Origin of the sequence: Photobacterium sp. TLY01 (genome assembly GCF_021432065.1) — a bacterium.
GTDB classification, from domain to species: domain Bacteria; phylum Pseudomonadota; class Gammaproteobacteria; order Enterobacterales; family Vibrionaceae; genus Photobacterium; species Photobacterium halotolerans_A.
In genome coordinates this window covers 629,888-654,612 of sequence record NZ_CP090365.1, presented here as the reverse complement: position 1 = coordinate 654,612, position 24,725 = coordinate 629,888, and the positions used below count along the sequence as shown (strand labels likewise).

At 48.8% G+C, this 24,725-nt stretch carries 20 protein-coding genes; 10 read left to right on the top strand and 10 right to left on the bottom strand.

Features of this window, described 5'->3' with window-relative positions; translation table 11 throughout:
• Nucleotides 1-27 precede the first annotated feature (27 nt).
• Nucleotides 28-432 (top strand): helix-turn-helix transcriptional regulator, encoded by a 405-nt coding sequence (locus tag LN341_RS18455; RefSeq protein WP_234206558.1) that lies wholly within the window; start codon nt 28-30, stop codon nt 430-432.
• Between the two features lie 51 nt (nt 433-483).
• On the opposite strand, the gene LN341_RS18450 is transcribed toward LN341_RS18455, so the two are convergent.
• Nucleotides 484-2,853: a Lon protease family protein gene (locus LN341_RS18450; protein WP_234206554.1), complete on the bottom strand. Its 2,370-nt coding sequence runs from the start codon at nt 2,851-2,853 to the stop codon at nt 484-486.
• A 509-nt stretch (nt 2,854-3,362) separates the two neighbouring features.
• Between LN341_RS18450 and LN341_RS18445 the strand changes: the two genes are divergently transcribed.
• The 3 genes from LN341_RS18445 (at nt 3,363) to LN341_RS18435 (ending at nt 6,352) form a co-directional block, all read left to right on the top strand.
• Nucleotides 3,363-4,181, top strand: a complete 819-nt coding sequence (locus LN341_RS18445; RefSeq protein WP_234206553.1) for a hypothetical protein — start codon at nt 3,363-3,365, stop codon at nt 4,179-4,181.
• Between the two features lie 2 nt (nt 4,182-4,183).
• Nucleotides 4,184-5,107: an LA2681 family HEPN domain-containing protein gene (locus LN341_RS18440; protein ID WP_234206550.1), complete on the top strand. Its 924-nt coding sequence runs from the start codon at nt 4,184-4,186 to the stop codon at nt 5,105-5,107.
• A gap of 246 nt (nt 5,108-5,353) precedes the next feature.
• On the top strand, nt 5,354-6,352 hold the full coding sequence (locus LN341_RS18435; protein WP_234206548.1) for a hypothetical protein: 999 nt from the start codon (nt 5,354-5,356) through the stop codon (nt 6,350-6,352).
• Between the two features lie 210 nt (nt 6,353-6,562).
• On the opposite strand, the gene LN341_RS18430 is transcribed toward LN341_RS18435, so the two are convergent.
• Together LN341_RS18430 and LN341_RS18425 are read right to left on the bottom strand one after the other, a co-directional pair.
• Nucleotides 6,563-7,582 carry a hypothetical protein gene (locus LN341_RS18430; protein WP_234206546.1) on the bottom strand — a complete coding sequence of 340 codons (1,020 nt, stop codon included), beginning with the start codon at nt 7,580-7,582 and terminating at the stop codon, nt 6,563-6,565.
• A gap of 411 nt (nt 7,583-7,993) precedes the next feature.
• Nucleotides 7,994-8,443, bottom strand: a complete 450-nt coding sequence (locus LN341_RS18425; protein ID WP_234206544.1) for a DUF3850 domain-containing protein — start codon at nt 8,441-8,443, stop codon at nt 7,994-7,996.
• A gap of 383 nt (nt 8,444-8,826) precedes the next feature.
• Here LN341_RS18425 and LN341_RS18420 point away from each other — a divergent pair, with 383 nt between their 5' ends.
• The 4 genes from LN341_RS18420 (at nt 8,827) to LN341_RS18405 (ending at nt 12,819) form a co-directional block, all read left to right on the top strand.
• The gene (locus LN341_RS18420) at nt 8,827-9,510 is read left to right on the top strand and encodes a helix-turn-helix domain-containing protein (RefSeq protein WP_234206542.1); all 684 of its coding nucleotides are present in this window, start codon (nt 8,827-8,829) and stop codon (nt 9,508-9,510) included.
• Nucleotides 9,511-9,805: 295 nt separating this feature from the next.
• Nucleotides 9,806-10,600: a nicotianamine synthase family protein gene (locus LN341_RS18415; RefSeq protein ID WP_234206541.1), complete on the top strand. Its 795-nt coding sequence runs from the start codon at nt 9,806-9,808 to the stop codon at nt 10,598-10,600.
• Nucleotides 10,590-11,927 carry an opine metallophore biosynthesis dehydrogenase gene (locus LN341_RS18410; RefSeq protein WP_234206539.1) on the top strand — a complete coding sequence of 446 codons (1,338 nt, stop codon included), beginning with the start codon at nt 10,590-10,592 and terminating at the stop codon, nt 11,925-11,927. The genes LN341_RS18415 and LN341_RS18410 overlap by 11 nt, the downstream gene beginning before the upstream one ends.
• Entirely contained in the window at nt 11,920-12,819 is a 900-nt protein-coding gene (locus LN341_RS18405; protein ID WP_234206537.1) for a DMT family transporter, read from the top strand. Before LN341_RS18410 ends, LN341_RS18405 begins: the two co-directional genes overlap by 8 nt.
• 102 nt (nt 12,820-12,921) lie before the next feature.
• Here the strand turns inward: LN341_RS18405 and LN341_RS18400 are convergent, their stop codons facing one another.
• Both LN341_RS18400 and LN341_RS18395 read right to left on the bottom strand, forming a co-directional pair.
• Nucleotides 12,922-13,365, bottom strand: coding sequence for a GFA family protein (locus LN341_RS18400; protein WP_234206535.1), 444 nt, complete (start codon nt 13,363-13,365; stop codon nt 12,922-12,924).
• Nucleotides 13,366-13,406: 41 nt separating this feature from the next.
• Nucleotides 13,407-14,984, bottom strand: coding sequence for an ATP-binding cassette domain-containing protein (locus LN341_RS18395; protein ID WP_234206533.1), 1,578 nt, complete (start codon nt 14,982-14,984; stop codon nt 13,407-13,409).
• A 398-nt stretch (nt 14,985-15,382) separates the two neighbouring features.
• On the opposite strand from LN341_RS18395, the gene lhgO reads away from it, so the two are divergent.
• Nucleotides 15,383-16,624: an L-2-hydroxyglutarate oxidase gene (gene lhgO / locus LN341_RS18390; protein WP_234206532.1), complete on the top strand. Its 1,242-nt coding sequence runs from the start codon at nt 15,383-15,385 to the stop codon at nt 16,622-16,624.
• Nucleotides 16,625-17,361: 737 nt separating this feature from the next.
• On the opposite strand, the gene LN341_RS18385 is transcribed toward lhgO, so the two are convergent.
• The 5 genes from LN341_RS18385 to LN341_RS18365 all read right to left on the bottom strand — a co-directional run bounded on the left by LN341_RS18385 (nt 17,362) and on the right by LN341_RS18365 (nt 23,452).
• A complete protein-coding gene (locus LN341_RS18385) occupies nt 17,362-18,240 on the bottom strand; it encodes a 6-carboxytetrahydropterin synthase (RefSeq protein WP_234206531.1) in 879 nt (292 codons plus the stop codon).
• A 123-nt stretch (nt 18,241-18,363) separates the two neighbouring features.
• Nucleotides 18,364-19,077 (bottom strand): outer membrane beta-barrel protein, encoded by a 714-nt coding sequence (locus tag LN341_RS18380; protein WP_052729926.1) that lies wholly within the window; start codon nt 19,075-19,077, stop codon nt 18,364-18,366.
• A gap of 132 nt (nt 19,078-19,209) precedes the next feature.
• Nucleotides 19,210-19,590 (bottom strand): STAS/SEC14 domain-containing protein, encoded by a 381-nt coding sequence (locus LN341_RS18375; RefSeq protein WP_234206530.1) that lies wholly within the window; start codon nt 19,588-19,590, stop codon nt 19,210-19,212.
• A 154-nt stretch (nt 19,591-19,744) separates the two neighbouring features.
• Entirely contained in the window at nt 19,745-21,298 is a 1,554-nt protein-coding gene (locus LN341_RS18370) for a long-chain fatty acid--CoA ligase (RefSeq protein WP_234206529.1), read from the bottom strand.
• A gap of 153 nt (nt 21,299-21,451) precedes the next feature.
• Nucleotides 21,452-23,452: an alkaline phosphatase D family protein gene (locus tag LN341_RS18365; protein ID WP_234206528.1), complete on the bottom strand. Its 2,001-nt coding sequence runs from the start codon at nt 23,450-23,452 to the stop codon at nt 21,452-21,454.
• A gap of 303 nt (nt 23,453-23,755) precedes the next feature.
• Here LN341_RS18365 and LN341_RS18360 point away from each other — a divergent pair, with 303 nt between their 5' ends.
• Nucleotides 23,756-24,673: an AraC family transcriptional regulator gene (locus tag LN341_RS18360; protein WP_234206527.1), complete on the top strand. Its 918-nt coding sequence runs from the start codon at nt 23,756-23,758 to the stop codon at nt 24,671-24,673.
• The last annotated feature ends 52 nt before the right edge of the window (nt 24,674-24,725 follow it).

The window sequence follows — 24,725 nt, the reverse complement described above, 5'->3', positions numbered from 1 at the left end:
ACAAGTTTCGAACCAGAGTACGAGTCTATGTCATTTGCTCAACGCTTGCGTAGCCTGATTGGCGAAGAAAGTATCAGCGGCTTCGCGCGCCGGGTTGATCTCAGTGAAGCCCTGATCCGCAAATACCTCAACGGCAGCGAACCCAGCCTGCAAAAAGCCAATCAAATTGCGCTGAAAGCCAATTGCTCCCTGGAGTGGTTAGCCACCGGTTGTGGCTATCTGTACCGTCAGGCTGAGGTAGTCGACAAAGAAGCGCTGGCCCTCGCCTGGGAACATGTCACAGGACAACCTTTTGACGGTGTCAGCCAGGAGTTAATCAAAGTGCTGGCCGGTTATCAGTTTCTGCGTGGCCATAAAAAGACAGACGGTTTTCTTGATGTTCAGGCGATGGCGACTTTTCTCTCCGTCGCCCGCCAGCGCGAACCTGTGTAACCAAAAAAAAAGCCATCCGGCAGGATGGCTTTTTCTCTTTGCGAAACACGTTTACTTGCGCATCGCATTCAGCCTATTTTGCGCTATACCCAGAACCGACTCTGGCGGGTAATTGCCGTCCAGCCATTCCCCGGCATCTTTGCCCGTGAGCAGACTGATCGCCTCACTGACATGAGAAATCGCCCATATGTGGAAATCGCCTTTGTCGACAGCAGTCAGAATATCTTTGCGGAGCATCAGGTTATGGGCATTCGACTGCGGGATAATCACCCCCTGGTTGCTATGTCGCCCCTTAATGGTACAGACATCAAAAAAGCCTTCGATTTTCTCGTTCACACCACCAATCGGTTGTGCCTGTCCAAACTGATTCATCGAGCCGGTAATGGCGATCGACTGGTTGATCGGACAACCGGAAAAGGCAGAAATAATGGCGCACAGTTCGGCCATGGAGGCGCTGTCGCCATCCACCCCGCCGTAGGATTGCTCAAAGGTGAGATGTGTGGTCAACGGAATGCGTGCGCTCTTGCCAAACAGCGACGACAGGTACGCGGTCAGTATCATCACACCTTTGGAGTGAATCCGCCCGCCCAGCTTCACGCTGCGCTCAATGTCCATCACCTCGCCTTCCCCCCACGAGGTCGTCGCAGTGATCCGGTTCGGCAAGCCGAAACGGTGATCCGAGGTCGAAACCACAGACAAGCCATTAATCTGGCCCGTCACCTCGCCCTGGGTATCAATCAGGGTGGTGCCGTTCCTGAAGGTGTGCAGCATTTGATCCTGCAGACGACTGACCCGTTTTTCCTGCCGCTGCAGCGCCTGTTCCACATGGGCCACGCGGATCATATTGGCATTGGCCGCTTTGGCGGTGTAATTGGTTTCGCGCAGCAGGTTGGCGATATCTGCCGAATGCAGCGACAGCTTGTTCTGATCCTCGGCCTGACGGGAGCTGTATTCAATGATGCGGGCAATGGCTTTGCGGTCACAATGCAGCATGCCGTTATCGTGCACGATACTGGAAATGAAACGCGCATACTGAAGCTCAGTCTCATCGGTACGTTCCATTTCATCTTCAAAGTCCGCTGTGACACGGAACAGCTCACTAAAATCAGGATCGTAATGGACCAGCAACTGATAGGTCTGATAATCACCGAACAGGATAATTTTCACATCCAGCGGAATCGGTTCAGGTTCCAGTGAAATCGTCCCCGACAGCGTGACTTCCCGCTCCAGTGAACTCAGGTTCAGCTTGCGTGAACGCAATGCCCGTTTCAGGCCGTCCCACACATAGGGTCGCTCCAGCACCTTCACCGCATCCATCAGCAAGACACCGCCGTTCGCCCGGTGCAGACTGCCGGATCGAATCAGTGAGAAATCAGTAAAGACTGTGCCTTTGTAGGTCGCATTTTCGATGTAACCAAAGATAGCGTGATAATTCGGGCTCTCTTCCACCACAATCGGAAAGCGTTCCCCCTCCTGGCTGACCAGCACATTGACCTGATAGCGACGCGGCATTTTCTTATCCAATGCTGCATAAGAAAGCGCGACCTGATCTTCACTTTCTTCCAAAAAGATATCGAGGTTTTCCAGAATGTCTTTCTGCATCGCCGTGAGATAGTCTTTTATCTCAGTATGACCGCGGTATTGCTTTTTGAGTGGTTTGACAAAATGCGAAACGACTTCCAGCGCCACTTCTTCATTGAGCTTCTGGATTTTATCGGAAAACTCTTCTTCCCAGTCAGTCAACTGGCGCGCAATGCCACGCAGTTTCACTTCCAGCGCCGTGATGATGGTTTCGAATTTTTCCTGCTCTTCTTCAGGCAGCGCCACAAAACTTTCTTCGGTGTGCGGCTCTTCGCCATTCATCGCCACTAACTGATAATCGCCCTGAGTCGTCAGGGTCAGGCTCACCTTTTGCTCTTTCGCTTGTTCGGTAAGGTTGCCCAAGGCCGTTTGCTGTTTCTCCGCCAACTGATTTTTCAGCTGCTCCGAGCGCGAATAATACATTTCATTGTCGAACGCCAGCGGCAAGGCTTTCACCAGGCGCAGCATCAGCTTTTCAACGTCTTTTTTGAACGGCATCCCCGTGCCGGGTTTTAGTTTCAGCAGCTTAGGGGTCCGGGTCTCTTCAAAATTGGCGACATAGCACCAGTCATATAATGGCGAAGCATCCCCGTTCGGATCATGGCGGTTCAGATACCGCAGCACCATAGTCCGTTTCCCCAGCCCGTTCCGGCCGATGGCATATATGTTGTACCCCTTTTCTTTAATCGACATCGCGAACTCAACCGCCTGCTGAGCGCGTTCCTGCCCCACAATTTCGTTCAGGGGTTCTAAATGTTTGGTTGATGAAAACTCGGCATCCAGCCCGTTTAAGGTGCAGGTGCGGTACAGGGTATCTGCTTGTAATGATTTCATTGTCATACCCTTCCCCTTATCTCTCCACTGATAGTTATTTCAGTGTAGCCAGCAATTAGTTACTTTTTAGTGACTTAGCTTGGTTTTAAGGAGTTATTTGTTTGAGTGGTGTTTTTTTGTGCGATGGGAGGGGGTGCCGTGCTCGTCTTACCGTGAGTGAATTTGCATGTCGCGCTTTCACTTTTGTGCCTGCCTCAGCATTTTCTTATGCGCGCCAGGTACTCTTTTGTGGCAAAAAGAGTACCCAGAAATGCCTTTTAGTCCTTTGTCGCTGTCCGGGCCGGTTGTAGGCGCTCCCAGCGCCGACAACCTAAAAATTCGTCCTGAATTTTTCCCTAGAGCTGGGGAAATAGTTTGGCTCGAAACTCGTTATTGCCCCAAAACGTGTTAGAGCAGTTACTCGCAACATATCATAAGATCTCTTTATCACGATTCATAATTGCTATTGCAACCTGTTAAATTATTACTCAAAAATATGTTTAGTCACATAGTTTCACTAAGGCAGGAATGATTAAATGGAAGAAAAGCAAACCGTGCGAATTGATGATGATGCACTCGATCTCTTCAATGCACGAGTTGATGAGTTGATAGACAGGAAGAACGTTGCAGATATGGAGAAATTCATTGGAACGTTTGACGCATTTACGCCTGTTTTTGAAGATGATTTTCGAGAAGCTGAATTTCATTATATGTTAGGGAATGCTTATTCTTTGCTCTATGTTCCACAGTTAAACGAATGGTATAGCCCTAATTTGAACAAAGTGATTATTCACTTCAAGAAAGCACTTAATGCTCTGAAAAACCGTAACATTGATGATGAATGTCAAATTGCTCTAACTAGCCAAATCGAGACAAATTACGGAAACTATCTTTCTCAACAAGGGCGATTTATGTGCGCCAAAAGGCATTGGAAAAATGCTATTAACTTAAACAATCAACCGATAGCTCACACTGCTATGTATGACAATGAGCTATACCTTTCACACTGTATATCGCATGACGAACAAAAAGCCATTTATCATCAGTTTCTAGCATATAAAAGTCTTTCTGAACGATTGAAACTTCCTAATAATCAAGCGTATTTCAATGACAGCCATTACATCTTTGATGATGAAAAAACACAGAATTTCAAACAGTGGTTTGAAGAACAGTATACTCTCGATTATTTTAAGCACTTTTATAGAAAAAATGATAAAGAACTGAGTAAAAAAGTAGTTAATTACTTACACTGGTGCGGGAAAAAAACCTATTTATCGATGAACTGGAAATCGACGAACTTCCTGAAGCTATATTCCCTGATTCGCTTTCACTACCGTCTATCAGCTCTCGATTAAATATGACCCTAGCCTATCACGAAGAATTAGTTTATCACACCAACTTTGACGAGATAAAGAACGATTTTTGTTATGCTCGTTACCTTATTTTTAGTGCATCAAACATTCCAAATTACGAAGTAAGCTTTTTCAATAACACATTCAAAAAGACTGACGATTTAACCCACACAATCGATAACGTTAAAGCTCAACAATTAAAGTCAGCTTTCAAAATTCTCTATTCCTTATTTGACAAAATTTCCTATTTTATAAGTCATTATTACGATCTTAACGATATAGAAAAAGACCAACAGATTAGCTTTGAAAATTTGTTTAAAAAGCCAAATTCAGGGAAAGGTAATAAAGAGTGGAAACCACACGATAAACTCAAGGATAGTAGAAACCAGTTTTTGCACGCGCTCTTCTACATACTTAAAGATTTACGAGATATTAAAGACCAAGAATCTATTTCAGAATGGCTCAATCCTGATCTCGTTAAAATCTGTGAAATTCGCAATTACATCGAACACAGATCTTTTAAACTTATTGACAGCCTGTATTCTGATTTGGTTTTTTCTGACGCTGTTCAACAAAATGAGATACGGCACTTAATTGATAAAAGAAAGAAATACAACTGTGAATTAGTAGCTTTATATCCAGAGATAAAAAAACAAAAAGGCACAGATAAGCACATAGAATTGATTGGAGAAAAGGAACTGCTTGAGAAGAAAATTCAACACATTGAAAATCAACTCTATGAAAAAAAGAAACGCTCAAAGCACACGCTTATTATGACTGATGAAGACTTCAATACTCAGCTTATGACGCTTGCTGAGTTAGTCAGAAATTCAATCATTTATCTCTCATTTTCCATTGAGTTTGATGAACAAACAAAGCCCCAAAACGACGAAAAGCTTGTCTGGCATAGAGAAGTCCCAACGAAGTAAAAGTACATTTACTTGTCTGAAACAAGCTTTTTCCGACTTCATTCTATCTGGTTTCTGTCCAACACTGCGCTAGCTACCATTGCTAGCTCAGTACTACGCCAAAGTTTGTTAGTATTAGTTATTGCTTGACCAAGTTTTTATAGTGATTCAAAGTAGTCAAAGTTGACTGAAGGGGCAGCGTGCTAAATGCAAGACGCGCTATGTTAGTACTCAGCGTTATAAGCTAAATCAAGGAGCGATGTTTGAATGAAAAACGTTACACGTAATCATCATTTTGTTGCTCAGGTGGAGCAGAGACTTAACTCTATTAATCCTAATATATCTAAGAAAAACCAAAGAATTTATTCGTTTCAAATCAAAGATCGAAAAAACTACGAACTCAACCTGTCATCTGAAAATGGTGACAAAATTGAAAGCAACCTTAGTTTTGATGATTTATTCTCATTTGAAATTTTAAATGAAAAACAAAGGCTTAATTTAGAAGGGTGCTTTGGGTCATATGAGAACAATGTTGGTGAATTAACGAAATCTTTATTAAAAAAGGTCAAAGATAATAGTGATGATATTAAAAGCGAAATTTTGGAGATTTTTGTTTTAAAATTACTCAATTCTTTTAGGAATCCCTATTGTATTACAAAGACACTTAATACAATAGGTCTGTTATCTAACTATTACCCAGCGACTGTCGAACTAAGAGAGCTATATGAAAAAATTGATAATTTCAACCACCCTAAAGCTGAGGATATATCTTCAAGATTCGGGGTGTCTGTTGAAGATTACAAGAAATGGATGAAGTCATTGTTTATGCTTTTAGTTCCGCCAATTGATAAAGACATGAACGCAATTGAGATTCTTACAAAAAGTTTTTTTGAAGACACTAAGAGCTATATAAACATTATTATTTCCACATATACTGGTGAGCACATTGATAAGCATGTTTTATTGTCTGATCGAGGATTTACTGCTTTAACTAATGATAATTCTCACAATACATATGAGTTTAATCTAACAAGTAATGCTTTCATAACCTATTGTTTTACTGATATGGAAACAATGGCCCGTAAATTTACCGATGATAATTCGCTTATAGAGTCTCTCTTACGAATGCAAGAAAATAAAACTTCAACCATTAATGTTAAATATGTAAACAATAATCTAGAGACCTTATCAAGGTATAACAAAAATCTTATATGTCAGTCTTTTAATACTGTTTATTGTAAAAGTAAGCAAGTGTATGGCCTATAACGAACGTCTAAACTCGCAAGCTACTTTTTCTCATCTGAACAAAGGCGTTAGAACAACCCTAACGCATTTCTGTCCAACAACGAGCTAGCTACCGTGGCTAGCTCAGATTTGCCCCAATTCTGTTTAGAGTAACAGTCCATCATGTTCTCTTTCGACCAAATTTACCCAATCCATTGCCTAGATTCTAAGTGAAGTTTACATCCACCCACGTTAAAACTCATCTAAGCTTATTTTGGATTTGCTCGCCTTTTTTAACATTTCACAAAGCTCTTGATTTAATCTTCTATCGAAAGAAATGTCATCAAATGGGGTTATGTTGTTTTCCACATCTTCAAAGTAAACGATATAAGAAATTACAATTATTATGCGTACAAAATTTGCTTTTTCATTAAAGTCATTTTTAAGCATATGCATAACTAAATGACGGTTAAATCCTTGGTCGCAATCAGTGCTTTTCTTGTATAGAACTTCTTCAAAAAACTCTTTAATCGCAGCGATGACATCGCAATGTATGTCAAAGAGGCTTGCAAACATCATTTTTTCACAGCCATCTGATAAAAAGTCTAGAGGTGTTTTGGTGTAATGAGTAGTTACTTTTTTAATTCGTTTCTCACTTAACTTTTTGAACTGTTTAATGAATTTGTCTTTTGAGACATTACCCTCTTCACCTTCTGCAAACTGAATTTGAAGTTCTCTCAATGCCCCTTCAAACACTGGGAAAAGGGACATAGTTGAAATACTTTTGTAGCCGCTAAAATAAGCAATTATGGCTTCTAAGATGATCTCTTTATAATCGGTTAAAAACGTACTTCGACAGACTTGTTGAGTATAAAAACGAGCAGCGTCTTCTTCTTCAAACAGACTAACAAGCCATTCATTCGCTTGAAACATTCCATCATCACTAGAAGCAAAGCCTTTCAATAATTCTCGAAACGCACCTCGACCTATTGGCGGAACTTTAAAATTACTCAAAGGCAAAGGGATAATGAACAGACTTGCTTTCTTTTGTAACTTTAGAGTTGTTCCTGTTTTATTGTATTTTTTTGAGATTCTTGAATTTGGGAACAGATACTTTTCATTGTTAAATTGGACATCAAAACCATCAAATTGACCCTGTCTAGTCTCTGAGATATTAACTAACTCATTGTTTAAATAACTCTTTATCAAAGACTCGTTAACTACATCCAACTTCATTAAGTTACGGCATTTTCTTTCTACTTCTTCATTCATTTTTTTCTCTTTATTCACACTTAGTGTGCAATCAAGTGTACATCACCAGAGGCTAATGAAAAAGAGGGGGGTGGATACTAAAAAAGTAAGTGATGCAGTATAGAAACCAAGTCTTAAGATAATGACCGTTAGCCTACATTTATACATGCTCCTAACTCGGAAATGTCCAAAAACGAGTTTACAGCCCAATAGAAACGCACTCCCCCAGGGAAAAATTCAGGACGAATTTTTAGGTTGTTGGCGCCGGGAGCGCCTACAACCGGCCCGGACCACTCCAAAGAACACAAAGGGGCTTTCTGGGTACTCTTTGCACCAACAAAGAGTACCTGGCGCGCGAACTCAGATGCCCATGTGAACCACCAGACTCAAGCGCGACATACCCTCAGAATCTGGAATAACTCAAAAAAAGCATCACAACTCCACCGAAAACTTCTTCAAAAAATGATTCGCCTCATCCACCCAACACCGCCCTGCCTGCACCGTGCGCTTCGCCTGCGTATCTGTACTGCCGGCTTTCCTGATAATCTGATAGGCCGCTTCTGTGTAATCGCAGTGCTCTTTTAAGCGATCACGCAGATACCCAATCAAACGAATTCCCAGTAAAGGCGTGGTGTTGGCCAGCGACAAGACACACCAGCCGTCCTCAAGGCCGGTTGCGTTGCCGTGCTCAACATGGGTGATGAGCGAGTTCATCTCCTGCCCTGTCTCGTCGCCGTTCTCGTCCAGTTCGCGCAGGATCAGCACATCACCAACAGTATATTGGCGATGATTGAGACACAACTGGTGGGTTTTGCGTCCGGCCAGGATGTCAGTGAAATTGGCCGACGGAATCTTCAGTTCATGAAACGTGACAGTACTCATGCCGCAACCTCCCTATGAACGCGATCTGAGTGAACCGGGAATTGCCATTTGAGAATCACCTGAGTACTTCGGCTCAGATGGGACGGTTTTGGTTCGCAAAACGACATCGATTGAACTTGCGGCACAAGCAGAGTACGAAAATGAGAGTCGGTCAGACGCTGAATCTCAACTTTTGCGATGCAGGGTCCATCAATCGCTATTTGATTCCTTGCCATGAGTGGTATCCTTACACGTTGGTTTTGCGCACTTTTTGCCAATTTTTGCGATGATTTGTTGAATACGCACAGTGTTGATCCTCAATTGAATGCAGTCAATAACTCTTGCCATTAAAGATTAACTTTTGACGATCATTTTCGAGTTTAATCACACTGACTGGACAGTCCATGAGTAAAAAAATCCTTATTTTTGACTATCTGAAAGGTCATGACTTTACTTCGAATTTGAGAGACTTAACCCATTGTGCTTCCTTTGGTGAGATGGCAACGCTGTTTGACGTGCCAAAAACCACCTTCAGCACCTGGAATACCCATAATCGTACCTCTCACGAGCTGGTTGTCCGTACGCATTTACGTACCGGCATTCCTGTTCACCAACTGATTCTGCCGTCTGATTATCCGTTGGAAGATCTGCATCATTCGTTCACAGGCAATAAGCACGCAACGCATGATGCCATCGCTGAAACGTCAAATGAGTACAGAGCAGAACGACAAATGCCGACGGCTGCATCAGACGCTGTCGTCACACTGGAGAGCTACAGCCTGAACAATGGCAAATTGATCAGCACGGGCACACTGCCCTACGCCAAGCGCATTTTTCAGTCCTGGAACCTCAATGCCGCGTCCACCATTGAAGTGGAAACCCATGATGGGCGGTTTCTGATTGATCAAAGCCAGAACGATGCCGTAAGCGGTGATTACCTGATAGACATGGACGGCCGCCTGTCGATCAATGCGATCCAACGCCTGCCGAACAAGCTGGCGGTGACGCTTGGCCACACCTGTGTTGAAGTGAATGACAACGAGATCAAAGTGATTGGCCGAGTGGCGGTGAGTTTGAAAAAGCAGTGAATCCCAACACCCGTTGTTAACCTTCTGTGGCTCAGCTCTCCGGCTGACCGCAGAAAGGTTGTGTTTCTGGCTCAACTCGTCCGGAAATACATCAACGCCCTCGCCCTGGGGTCACAAGCGTTTCTGCTGACTGACTCGAAGATCTGAACACACCTCATTTTTTTGCCAGCAAAATCACTTGAAATATGCCTCTGGCTGCATTAGCTTACATACCTGAATTGTTATGTTATAACATTTTGATGTGGCGATTTTCATCGGCCCTTCGCGCAACCCTGTCACCTACACGGACGAGAGAATGACAACACTCAATGAAAAGTATGCGCTGCTTTCATCACTGATTGCCTGCGAAGCTCAATTGTCGGCCCTGACAGATTACAGCCTGGAAAACTGCGACTGTTACACGCTGGTTCAGGAAAAACTGGACGCTGTGTGTGAGCTCATTACCCACCCTGACAATCAGCGAATATGGCAACACTTTGCGCAATGTCCTGAAGTGGATCGTCAGATCAAGAGAATCCGCGAAACGTCAATCAAGTCCTTATGCGCACTGGAAAAACATCAGTCCAGATGTGCCATTGATCACCCGTCCCACTTTACCCACTATCTGAATGCATTAAATGACAGTGCCCGGAAAGAAACCCAGTCGGTCAATATCAACCGTGACAGCCGTGTGCTTTTTATCGGATCCGGGGCGTTCCCGTTATCGGCGATTACCATTGCGACCCAGACGGATGCCACAGTCAAAGGAATCGACATCGACAAGGACGCTGTGGCTCAGTCCCAACAGTTGAATACCGCCCATTTACGGATTTCCTTCGAAAGTACAGATCTCGTGACCTGCTTAGAGTTGTTCCGCCCGACCCACATTGTGATTGCGTCACTGGTCGAGCATAAATGGGAGGTGCTGTCGGCCCTTCGTCCCTATCTTACAACGACACAAGCTGTGCTGGTTCGATACGGTAACGGGCTGAAATCGGCATTTAACTACCCGTTCAATCCTGATATTTCGCTCGGCTGGCGGGCTCAGCCTGTGGACTGCGGCTCTATGTTGTACGACGTCATCCTGATGGAGAAAAGCCATGCAATCTGACACAGAAAATGTCCTGCTGTTTGGCAGCGGCCCGGCGGCCATGCAACTTGCGGTACTCCTCAAGCAAACGCCAAGTCTTTATCTGGGCATCGCAAACCGGCCTTCTGAAAACTGGCTGCGTTGGCAGGAAAGCTACATCCGTCATGGCTGCATTCTGAGTGAAGCCGCCAAACCTGCTTTATCAGCGCTGTCTGGCTATGTGCAGGTCAACCGCAATTACGCCTGCCCTGAACACATTGAGCCAGTCTGGCAGACATTGATTCTGGCGGTTCCCGCCGATGCCTATCTCAGTGTGCTGCGCTCATTGCCGGAACAAGTACTGATCTCACTCCGGCGTGTCATTTTGCTTTCCCCGTCTCTGGGTTCCCAGCAAATCATCCGCCATTGGAGCGAGTCACAGGGTTTATCACTTGATGTGATTGGCTTTTCGACCTATTTTGCCGCAACCAAATGCCAGACAAACGCAAACGGGAGCCGGATCCCGACACATGTCATCACCAAAGCCATCAAGAAGAAAGTCTATTTGTCATCAAGCCAGAACAACCACCCGGCTCAGACAATCTGGCATCGCCGTATTGAAACCATGCTTGACAACATCGGTGTCGGCTATGCCTGGCTGAACGACAGTATCAGTGTCGAAGCCAGAAACATTACCTCTTATGTACACCCTGCGTTGTTCATCAATGATTTTTCTCTGGAGGCGATCACGCAACCGCCCGCGATTCCCGTTTACCTGTACAAACTGTTTCCGGAAGGGCCCATTACCGCAGCTGTGATTCGGCGGCTGGTCGACTTATGGCGGGATATCTCTGTGATCGTCAGCGTGCTTGGGGGCGAGAGGGTCAATCTGCTGCAGTTTCTCAATGACGATAACTACCCGGTCAGAGCGGAAAGTATTCCCAGAGAAAAGATCGACCAGTTTACTGATCTCAGCGCAATAGAGCAGGAATACCTGATCTACATTCGTTACAGCGCCATACTGATTGATCCGTTCTCGACACCGGATGAAACAGGTCGTTACTTTGATTTTTCGGCGGTGCCGTTTCCTCGCGCACAGGTTGAATCCGGTCAGCGGATGTTGCCGCGTATCCCCGCCGAAGATATTCGCCTGCTGTACCGTTTGAGGGAAATCGCCCGAGTGATCCATGTTGAAACCCCAACCGTCAGCGAGCTGATTCATGATTTTGAAACCTGGCTGCAAAACAAGCCCGACATTGCCATCAATCCCGATGTCCTCACCCGCGAAGCCCGACAAGATCTGACCTATCTGTCAGGTCATCCAGCTGCTGAGACCAACTCTGTCAAGGAACCTGCATGCGATGAATAATGGCGTATTATTAACCATTGGCTCTGCCTTTATTTTCAGCGTTATGAATGCGCTGATCAAAGCCGCCAGCGATACTATTCCGACCGCTGAAATTGTATTTTTCCGCAGTATTATCGGCACAGTACTGATCCTGCTGCTGATGAAACACAGCCGCATCCGCTTCTCTTCTCAGGGTATACCGCTGCTGGTATTGCGGGGTGTTTTTGGCGCGCTTTATCTGCTGGCTTTCGTATATACGCTGGCCAATATTCCCATGGCAGACGCGGTGATTCTGGCGTATCTGTCCCCTTTCTTTGTTCTTGTTTTTTCAAGACTGATCCTGAAAGAGACACTGCCGCCCCGTTCAGTCCTATTGTTACTTGCCGTTTTAACCGGTGCAGGGCTGATCATTAACCCGCTGGATTATGACTCTTATAATCTTTATGCACTCGCCGGTGTGGCCAGTGCCGCCTTCGCGGCAGGCGCTTCAATTACCATCAAACAGTTAAGCAAACGGCACCATACTTATGAGATCGTTTTTTACTTCCTGTTCATTGCCACGCTGATTTCCGCCATGCTCATGGCAGATCACTTTGTGATGCCTCAGGGTGTTACCTGGCTGTATTTAATTGCGATTGGCGTCGTGTCTCTGCTGGGTCAGATTTTCCTGACCCAAGCCTTTAGCCACGAGAATGCGGCCGTGGTCGCCGTCACCCGGTATATCGGCATTGTATTTAACATACTCTGGGGCCTGATGTTCTGGCAGGAAATTCCGGACAGTCTGACCATTGCCGGAGGAACGGTGATCGTGATCGCTTCCATTTTGCTCAGCAATCGCAGGCCTGTGGCTGCAAAAGCGATGATGAATGGAGAAGAACAGGAATCACAACAAGAAAAAGCCACGGTCAGGTAAGCGACTGCGCGCAGTACACAGCATTCGTGATCTCATCCCGGGCCGAAAATCCCGGCCCGGGGTGAGTGTTGTTTGATAAGATAACGCTTAAGAATCAAACTCTTAAGAGGAAAACTTCGCAAACACTTCTGCTTCGGTCAAATTCTCCGTGTCATTGCTGAAGGCATAAAAAGCGGGTTTTTTGTCGATGAAGATTTGTTGATCCATCACCAGCTGACTTTCCTGATCCAGCAAACCGGCCGGCACGATGTACTGGCCGGTTGGCTTAAGAAAGTAAAACAGATGGCTGCCGCAGTGCTTGCAGAACCCTCTTTCTCCCCATTCGGATGATGAAAAACGGGTGATGTGTTCTTCACCGTTAAAACTCACTTCTGTGCCGGCGGCGACCGCCAAATACGGCCCACCGCTCCATTTTCTGCACATGCCGCAATGACATGCCTCGGCATGTAAAGTGCCGCTGGTTGAAATCAGCCCGACTTTGCCGCACAGGCATTGGCCCGTCAGACGCTGCGGCGATGCCGTTGTTTGTGACGTTTCTTGTGACATGGTGGTCTCCTTATCCATAAGCCTCTGATAGCATAGTTGAATTACCGGCAAAGATCCCAGCCTTGATTCACACCACACGCATCCACAAAATCCGGATCATGACTGATCAGTATGAAACTGCCCTGATGTTCACTCAGTGCCTGCGCCATCATGGCTTTTCCCTCCAAATCAAGATGATTATCCGGCTCATCCAGCAGCAAAACCCCTTCCTGTTGCTGATGACTCACCACCAGCATCGCCAGCCGCATTCGCTCTCCGCCGCTCAGGGTCGACATCGGCTGCCCGACTCGGTCACGGCGAAAACCAATACAGGCAGCCAGCGTGCGCAGCTCTGCGACAGATAAAGCCGGACAGAGGCGTGTCAGGTTATCCATCAGCGTTGCCTGCAAATCAAATAAGGAGAAATGCTGATCGAGATAACACAGCGGCCCGTGCCGGTGAACCTCGCCTGAGCTGGCTGGCAGCTCACCCATCAGCGTTTTCAGCAAGGTTGATTTACCGATCCCGTTACTGCCGCGCAGGTGAATTTTGTCGCCATATCTGATGGTTCGGCTGATGGCAGGCAATTGTCCCCGCAGTAAGCCCAATTCAGAGATCGTCAGTAAACGCGCACTTCGCTTGGCTGCACTTCTGGTGCTGAAGCTCAGCGGTTTGTTGCTGTCCATTTTGTCCTGCAGTGATTTGAGCTGTTGTTGCGCCTGTTCCAACTGCTGGTTTTGTTGCTGTTTTCTGGAAGATGCTGCACTTTCTGCAGCATTTTTCTGGTAATCAAGCAACAAGGTCGACTGGCTGCCAGCGTGTCTGTCCCGTTTCCCGGCCGCAGCGCGGCGCTGCGCTTTTTCTTCATTGCGCTGATGCTGGCGATTGATAGCGCTGATTTGCTGTTTCGCTCTGGAGAGCTGCGCTGTCAGTAAACGGGATTCATGGCTTTTCTGTTGCCGGTACTGAATATAATCCGTGCCGTAGCAGGTTAACCCGGTATGACTGAGCTCAACAATGCGATCGGCGTTTTTCAGTAATGACGGATCATGGCTGATCAGCAAGATACCGCCCTGAAAACGAGTGATTTGCTGTGACAGCCATGCTCTGCCATACCGATCCAGATGGTTTGACGGCTCATCAAGAATGAGCAGCTCAGCATCGCTGCGAAAGCACAGCCACAATCGCAACCGGGTCAGCTCACCGCCGCTCAGGCTGGCACAAGACTGCCCGGGATCGGGTGGTAATCCCATTTCTGACAACTGACGGGACAGGGAATCAGGCAGATCCCATTGCTCACCGACCGCCTCAAAATCCACCGGATCGCAACTGCCGGCGGCGATGCGTCGGATCGCTTGCAGACAATCGTCCACACCCAGTGCCTGTGCGACAGTGCCCAGCGCCGACAAGTCGTTCTGCTCTGTCAGCTGAGGTAAGCAGGCAATGTGTGCGTTCCTGATCACCCGACCTTCATCCGGCTGGCGGGCGCCGCACAGCAATGCGGCCAGCACAGATTTGCCACAGCCATTACGGCCAACCAGTGCCGTGATTTCACGGTCTAAAGTCAGGGATAGATCAGAAAACAGTGGTTCCCCGTGGGGAAGTAAAACAGTCAGAGACTGAGCTTGCAATAATGTCATGAAGACCTCCGGCGCAAGCGCAGGGAGAGACATTACCGTCGGAAGACATTGCTTTTTTGCAGACAAATCTGAGTTGTACAGCCGATCACAAGATGTGATTCACAGTCGGTGACTGCTCAGATATAGACGGTTAACGCCCACTAACCCTGCGGATCCAAAAGAAAAAGTTCAAAGGATGTCAGGGGTTAGTGATTCATGCAGGCGTTAACTCCAAATGAGGTGATGGCGGCTATTAAACCACCGCCCGGCGCATGCCGCAAGATGAAATCCCCAGAAATCTGGGTTGAGTGAAAGCCATTGAATCTTTTGCCAGAATGAAGGCTTAGTGTTTCAATACCTGATGAATCAGAATGATACCGGCCTGCTCTGGCTTAAGTTACCGTTGCAAAGGATCCGCAATGAATGAGTATTACGATTATCTGGTGATTGGTGGCGGCATCGTGGGGGTTGCCACAGCCCGTGCTTTGTTAAGCCGGCATCCGGCCAGCAAAATTTTGCTGATTGAAAAAGAGAGCACGCTCGCGTGTCACCAGACCGGCCACAACAGTGGTGTGATCCATGCCGGCGTCTATTATGCGCCCGGCAGCCTGAAAGCACGGTTTTGCAAAGAAGGCGTACAACGTACACTCGATTTCTGCCGCCAGCACGGGATTCCGGTCGACAACTGCGGCAAATTACTGGTCGCCACCAATGAGACGGAAGTGCGCCGGATGCAGGATCTGCGCGCGCGCTGCCATGAAAACGGTATTGAGTTCGAAGTACTGGATCAGGCACAACTGCAGGCAAGAGAGCCGAACATCAACGGGCTGGGGGCACTGTTTGTCCCGGCAACCAGCATCGTGGATTACCGCCGGGTGACTGAGCACATGGCCAGTGATTTTACCGCCTCAGGCGGGGAAATAACCCTGGGTACGCAAGTGACAGCCATCGCAGAGCACAGCGATCACATCGAACTGACCTGCCACCACAGCAACGCAGCGAGTGCCGGATCTTTTGCTGTCAAAGGCCGTTTTCTGGTGTGTTGCGGCGGATTAATGGCCGACCGCCTGACCCAAATGATGGGGCTGAAGACAGATTTTCAGATCATCCCCTACCGCGGAGAATATTACCGTCTGGCCGCCAGACATAATCAGATTGTCCGTCACCTGATCTATCCAATCCCAGACCCTTCCCTGCCCTTTTTAGGGGTGCACCTGACCCGCATGATCGATGGCTCGGTCACAGTTGGCCCGAACGCAGTGCAGGGGTTTAAACGCGAGGGTTACGGGCGGTTCAATTTCAGTTTGCATGACAGTCTGGACATGCTGACTTTCCCCGGTTTCTGGCGTGTCACCGGCAAGCACCTGAAAACCGGATTGCAGGAATTCAAAGATGCCTGGTGGAAAGCCGGCTATCTTGCGCGGGTACGAAAATATTGTCCGGGACTGAGACTCGACGATCTGGAGCCCTACCCGGCAGGCATCCGTGCTCAGGCGGTACTGAAAGACGGCACGCTGGTTCATGATTTTCTGTTCGCAGACAGCCCACGCAGCCTGCACGTTTGTAATGCCCCGTCACCGGCTGCCACCTCAGCGATGCCGATTGCCGACTACATTTGCGATAAAGTGACTGAGATTGAACGAAAAAGTGAAGCGGGGTGAGAATGTATACTCGTGCCACAAACCCAGGGGAAAAATTCAGGACGAATTTTCAGGTTGTCGGCGCCGGGAGCGCCTATAACCGCCCCGGACCACACCAAAGAACAAAAAGGGGCTTTCTGGGTACGCTTTGCACCAACAAAGAGTACCTGGCGCGCATCAAACAATGCCAAATGAGCCACCAAACTCAAGCGCGACATACCATCACGCCCATTAACCCAAACCCAAGAAACCCACTCCCCCAGGGGAAAATTCAGGACGAATTTTCAGGTTGTAGGCGCCCGGAGCGCCTACAACCGACCCGGACCACACCAAAGAACAAAAAGGGGTTTTCTGGGTACTCTTTGCACCAACAAAGAGTACCTGGCGCGCATCAGACGATGGCGAGAGAAACACTGAACTCAAGCGCGACATACCATCACGCCCGTTACCCAACACCAACCCCAAATCCCAAGAAAATCACTCCCCCAGGGAAAAATTCAGGACGAATTTTCAGGTTGTCGGCGCCGGGAGCGCCTACAACCGCCCCGGACCACACCAAAGAATAAAAAGGGGCTTTCTGGGTACGCTTTGCACCAACAAAGAGTACCTGGCGCGCATACTAAGATGCTGAAATTGGCACAGAAAGTAAGCGCGACATACAAGCTAAACTTCAGACATTGCGCTCGCTTTTAGGGTTCCCGCGGGCGCACTGCTGTTAAAGACATACTCTGAGGAAAATAACCGATTCCCCGGTACGATTACAAACTCGCCATCGCACCTTTACCCACACCCTCATAGGCCACAACATCCAACGTCTGATGCTGACCAATGGCAGGTTTCACGGCAGCGGCGATATAATGCGCCAGCAGCTCAATGGTGGTATCTGTGCCAATCATTTCCGTCTCGCTTTTGGCGATCGCAAGCTCAAACAGACCCTGTGGCGCGGTATAGCGAAAACCGTAATGGGTATCATCAGACACACTGGCCGCGTGCTCACTCAGGTTCAGCTCAGAGACACGCACCTGATCTTCGGCAGTACCCAGATAGATATCCGTCCAGCGCTTCGCCCAGTCGGCTTCCAGCTTGCTGTCACGCTGACCATCGACATACAGCTCAATTGGTGAACGGTGGCCGTGTGCAATGCGCTGACAGTTACCGTCGTGCTTTTTCAAGCCATGGCTGTAATGATAAAAAGCACCATCAATCTTTTCGTGACGTAAAACCAGCTCCAGGCCCTGAACATTGTCCGGCAGCTTTCCCGACAGCACTTGGTGCAAATGCTGAGTGACGGTCTCGATGGTAATGGCATCAGCATCCACCAGGCAGTAGGCCTCGTCCGGACAATGCAGATGGATACTTTGATCGCCCCGAAGCAAATCTACAGTTGCATAGCCCGGCTGAGTCGCGGCCATTTTGATCGACGCATGGGCAGCCGGCACCAGCAGACGGTGGTCGACATACTGATCCACCAGCTGTTTGATCTGCTTTTTGACGCGGCTGAAATCCAGCACCATGCTCATTTCATTCAGCTCGCCAGACATCACCACGTCCAGAATCCAGCTTTCTCCCACCATCCCTCGGACCGGGCACAGATAGGAGGCATCAATAACGGTGAGATCTCTGACAAATAGCTTCACGCTGACGTCCTTACAGAAATGATTGTCGTTTTCGGAGCTGGGCATTATACGCGCACAGCCCAAGGTGTAAACCCAAAGCCGTTGCCTTCATCATGCACTTCGCCAGCTGTGGGCAAACAACACTCAGTAACGGTAGTTCGCTGCCAGAAACAACGAGCTGACACCGCGCTGCTGAGATTCAAAATTCACCGTATTGCCTGAATCATCCTGCCCCTGCCAGTTTTTCAGCTTGCTTGGCAGCACAGTGTGTCGGAAACCGGCTTCGACTGACATATCCGATGAAACGCGCCATGCCAGACCGGTTTGCATCCCAATCACAAAGCCACTGGCTTTGTAATCCCCTCCATAGCCGGAATCGGAACTGACGCTGGCATAACCGAAATGCAGGCCCACATAAGGCGAAAAGTCTTTGTTGTACAAGAAAAAGTAATCTGTACCGAGCAGGTTCAGATTAGCAATGTTGTCAAATTTCAGTCCTGATGACGGAAACTTGCTCTCTTCCACATGCCTTTCAAAGCTGTAGTAGAGACGGCTGCGCCCTTCAGGGGTGTAATAACCAAAATCCACGCCCCAGAAGCCAGTGGCACCGGCGTCATCAGACGATTCAGACACGCCGGCAATCGTTGCTGTGTCTGTTAAACCCATCAGGCTGACACCACCCCGTAAACCAAAGAAATAACGGCTGTCTTCTTTATCGGCCTCTTCGCCCGATGGCAGAACACTTTCGGCCTTAGCAGCAGTCGGTTGCGGAGTTGCCGCTATGGAACCGGCACTGGCAAGACACCCAAAGAACAACACGGAAGAAAAAGGTAAAAACGAAAAGGTTCGAAACGGCAAAGCTGCCTCCCTGTTTAAACAGCCATATCGGGGACTTCCCCAGCGCATAAATTCTGTTGCATCATAGCAACTCCCTGCTTTACAGACGAGAGAAATCCCAGCAAAAACAGCGACAAACACTCAGCTTTTATCTCACTCTTCCCGTAACCAGGCTAAGGCATCAAAGGGAGTATCGAAGCATTTCACTTCCCCTGAGATAAACCAGCTGCCAATTTTAGCCACGATGTCCATCCAGCGCTGGTTACCGTAAATGGCAATCCGGTGAAACTTTTTACCGTGTTTCAGCCCCAGTTTGAGATCATCCCAGGCCGCCTGCAATTCCCAGCCTTCAAACTCTGAGCCATCAAAGTAGACATTCACCTTAGGATTGGCCACGCCTTCCAGAGCATCGTCGATCAGTGGAGTGATCTGTTCATAATCCTGGTGAGTCAGCTTGCCGATGGCTTTCAACTCCATAAAAAAGTTATCGCCATCTCTGTCCACTTCAAACATTAATCCATGCGTTGTATACATAGGGCCTCCGTTTGCCGTTCATGAATGAACAACTGGCTTAAAGTTAAGGATATTCTGGATAAGTGTAGCTGTAACAAAGGAAAACAGGAGATGATGACGAACTAAGGAAATGCAAACACCGGGCAGATGACCCGGTGTTTGATGTCAGTAAGGGTTAAGCGGTTTCAGCGGCCTGCAGAACTTCAGCCCGCAGATCTTTTTTGAGGATTTTCCCGGTCGCATTCATTGGCAGTGCCTGACGAATCTCGACCATACGTGGGTATTTATAAGCGGCAAGCTGCTCTTTACCCCAGGCTTTCAGGGCTTCTTCGCTCACTGTCGCACCTTCTTTCAGTACCACAAAGGCTTTCACTTCTTCGCCATACTGATCGCAAGGCACACCGACGACCGCGACCATCGCCACGTCAGTGTGTGTCATGAAGACTTCTTCAATTTCACGCGGGTAGACGTTAAAGCCGCCACGGATAATCAAATCTTTCACCCGATCGACAATGAACAGGTTGCCCTTTTCATCAAAACGCCCGACATCGCCGGTATAGAACCAGCCATCGCGCAAGGCTTTTACATTTTCTTCCGGCCGGTTCAGGTAGCCTTTCATGATGTTATGACCGCGAACAATGATTTCACCCGGCTCACCCTGAGGCTGTTGCTGACCTTTGTCATCGACCACGCGCACCTCAACGCCCTGAATCGGCTGGCCGACTGAGCCCGGAATCCGGGGCATGTCCAGATGGTTGAAACTGGCGATCGGGCTGGTTTCCGACAGGCCGTACCCTTCCAGAATCGGGACGTTAAATTTTTCTTCAAAGGTGCGCAGCACTTCGACCGGCAATGACGCGCCGCCACTGACGCCGATACGCAGCGAAGACACATCGTTGTCGGCTTTGCACAGGTTCATCCCGATATACATAGTCGGTACGCCGGCAAATAGAGTGACTTTGTGTTTTTCAATCAGCCCTTTCACCAGTGCCGGATCAAAACGGGGCACCATCACCATGGTACAACCCAGGCTGACAGGCGCATTCATGTTGACGGTCTGGCCGAAGGTATGGAACAGCGGCAGGGTCAGCAAGTGAACGTCGTCGCCACGCATTTCCATCAGATTTTGCGCCACCAGGGCATTGGTGTACTGATTGCTGTGCGTCAGCTCCGCGCCTTTCGGCTGGCCCGTCGTGCCTGAGGTATAGAGGATCACCGCCGTGTCATCCGCTTCACGGGCGGTGTAATCACACACAGGGGACTGATCCTTCATGAAAGCTGTCAGGGTTGGTAACCCCTGATAATCCGTCAGTGACTGATCGGCTGTCATCACCACCATGTGCTCACAGCTCTCGACCTGTTCAAACGCAGCTACCCCGGCCTGCGCCATAGGTAACCCTTCCACACCCTCAAAACAGAAATAGAACTTTGCCGCTGAATCTTCCAGGTGAAATTTAATTTCGCGTTCGCGCAACAGGACATTGAGCGGCACAGTGACCGCGCCCGCCTTCTGAATACCATAATACACCAGCGGGAAGAACGGCAGGTTCGGACAACTGAGCGCCACCCGGTCACCCGGCTGAATACCTTTGGCTTTCAGGCCATTGGCGATCTGGCTGGCCATGGCATTGAACTGAGCATAAGTGATCTGAACATCACCACAAATAATGGCGACTTTATCAGGTTTAGACACAGCATTTCGCTGTAGGGCAGCGGCAAGGTTCAACATGGTGTTATCCTTGTATTGAGTTCTACACGACGTTTTATCAGGACAAACTTCACGCTTGTCTTTTCATTTGAAGCATAGAATTAAACGGACGTTTGACCTATGTCAACAACGCCGCGCCTCTGTGTTAAAAAATTGTGAAGCACCCGACTATGGTTAGGAATTGTCAGGACTGGCTGCTGCTTTTTCACCCGTTTCTGAATGCCGTTTCTGTTCCTGCCGGGTGGGCGGAAAGCCGATGGTTTGCCCTTCCGCAGTCAGAATCGCAATGCGCTCAGGCTGACCGTCATCTTTCAGCCACAGCTCGCCAATACAACTGCTGTTGACCAAACGACCGTGCCCCGGGGTGTCCGGATCCCGCTTATAGATTTTCATACGTTTACGTTTGGTAAACCAGTTGAGGGGAGAATGCGGGCTGTACAATACCCGGTCCATTCGTTCACAAACCCGTAACAGTTTTTCCGGGAAGGTATTTTTAATCCCGCTCGCTGTGATCTGGTAAATATTTGGACTATTACGGCGAAAGCGCAGCTGAACATCATAAGCAAACGAATAATGGACATCGCCGGAAATGATCACAAAATGGGTGGGTGTTTTGGTATGGGTAAAGATGCTGAGCAAGGTATTGGCGGCCCCTGGATGGGCCATCCAGTTCTCTGCATCCACCACCAGAGGTTTGCCGATGATAGTCATGATGCGCTGCAGGGTTTCGATGAACTTCACGCCAAAGATAGGCGCCGGTGACACGATGATCACCGCCGGTTCGTGAATCAGGGCCTGCTGCATCTCTGTCAGGGCTTCCCAGTTCATCAGACCGGAGGGCTTGTTCATTTTCGATTCTGAATGCCAGCGACGGGTCCGGGTATCGAGCACCAGCATCTTGGGTTTTGTCTCGACCTGATAGTGCCAGTGCTCAAAATCATACAGATGATCGATCATGGCATCGTGAGCGGCCTGATCCGGCGCTGAAAAATAGGAGCGGGCCTTAGTTATAAAAGCCTCGTCAAACTGCGCCGGGTCATTGCCCCAGCCCTGACAGAGCCAGTAGCCGAACAAGCTGTTACCGATAATGCGCTTTGAAAAAGCATGCTGATAGGCCGCCTGCTCCCAGCCGACAGTCAGGTTCCAGTCGTCCGTGACGTCATGATCGTCAAAGATCATATAAGTGGGAATATGGGCGACCAGGCGCTGGACGTTCACCAGCCCGCTGATGAATCCCTCAATTTCCGATTTTTCCTGTTGCCACAATTGCTGCCATCTATCTGCCAGCACCTGTTCGCCGCACTGAAAGCCTTGTTTCTCCAGACGATCAATATCCACCAGTTGCCAGACATTCGGTGACCAGACCAGCAGGTACATCGCCAGAAATTCACTCAGGCCAATCAGATGGTTTTCACACTCATTGGCGGTGAACACCGGACGCTGCCGGGCCGGCAGCCAGCGCATGATGCGGGTATCTGACAGCCAGTTGCCGGTCGGCTCGTACACCGGCAGAACCTGATCCCGGCCATAGAGCTGGTGATGACTGGCACGTAACGCCGATAACGAGGCATAAGGGGCATCAGTGAAGGTTTCGTCGGGCAATCCGAGCAAGTCGATTACCTGACTGATCGCATCTAAGGTCGGCCCGGCCACATGATCGGCATAGATCTGATCGCCACTCATCATGAGTAATGCCGGACGCTCCTCCAGCGGCAGCGTCGCGACTTTTTCATCCGCCGCCACCAGGCTGTCTTTGCCGGGAAAATGCGGATTCCGGCAGGAGCCATGCTGAATATAGTCGGCACGGGATTTGATCGTCAGGGTCAGCCGATCCTCGCCGGGATAGCACAGCTCAGGCAGCAACGTGGTCAGCGCGCCCTGCGGGGTGTCAATCTCATAGGCCAGCTCGGTATCCAGCGGAAATTCGCCGGAAAACTGAGCCATCACCACCCAGGCAGACTGCCCAATCCGAATCTGCTGTTCGTCGGTGAAATCAGCCTCGAAAAATGGGGATGCCTCTTTGCCCTGAAAAAGCTGAAACCGGCCTTCAAGCGGTGCGGATGTCACCATCCACAGCGTGATGACTCTGGCATTACAACGGCGCAAAACCGGCCCTGTCAGAAATAAAGGCAGCTCATGTGCGTGCGTGTCATTGTCGGAGTTATTGACTGTCATTGATCCGTGTCACCTGTTGCCTGCAATGTCACCCTGTCTGTCCCGATGACCTGATGGAAGATCAGAAAGCGGGGATAGCTTGATGAATTCATTCTACTTCGTACACCTTCGGCGCTTGCCAATAGAATGTCAAAGGTCAATTCACTGTCAGTCTGATATGCAAGCGCTCAGCAACTGAAAGCTGACCCGTTTCAGGCTTTAAAGACAAGCTGCTCAGCGACCGGCTGCTCAACTACCGGGTAAGGCGCTTCAGTGATACTATCAACAGCCATTATGGAATCACAAAGACACTGAACCGTCGTCATGAAAACACCTGCCAGTCCGAGTCCGTCACCCAAACCGCATCATTTTACGCGTATTCAGCGGGTACTGGATTACATCCACACTCATCTGGATCAACCGTTGAGTGTGGCTGAGCTGGCAGAACAAAGCTGCTGGTCACGCTGGCAGCTTCAGCGGGTGTTTAACAATGAAACCGGGCTGACGCTGGCGCAGTACGTCCGCGAGCTGAAACTCAGCCGTGCTGCAGAACAACTGTTATCGGGCAATGACAGAATTCTCGACATCGCGCTCGCCTGCGGCTTTAACTCTGAAATCAGTTTTATCCGTGCTTTCCGGCAGATGTTCGGCTGTTCTCCCGGCAGCTATAAAAAACGCGGCCTGCTGACCGGCCTCAGAACGCCTTTGCAATCAACCCGACCAGTAACGTTAGCCCCTGAGATCTCACAGCGCCTGTTACAAATCCGGCTTGAGCGCCGCCCTGCTTTTCAGCTCTGCGGCGTGAGTGGCCAGATTCATGGCCTGTTTGCCGATCATCCCGATTACACGGAAACAGTCCCCGCTATCTGGCAGCAGTTTCATCAGCAATTTACCGGGACAGACACACAAAGCCAGATCGGTGTGATCGATACGCAAAGCCAGCCGGGCGATGAATTAACTTACTGGGCCGGCATAACGGCTGAACAAATGGCGGAAACAGACCCGCTGATTGCAGCGCACGCTCAGTGCCTGAGTGTCCCGGAACAGCTTTACGCCGTGATCCCCTATTCCGGACCTATCGACCAGCTGGACAAAGTACTCCACTGGTTCATTGCCGCCTGGCTGCCTGAGTCCGGTTATCAGGGCATTGACGGCTATGAGCTGGAGATTTACCCGCCACAGTTTGATGTGACCAACCCTGCGCACAGCATGGCATATTGGCTGCCGGTTGCGCCTGTCTGAAAGATCACGCCTCCCGATCTCAAGATGCACCAAATTGTTAATTTTCCCGCTG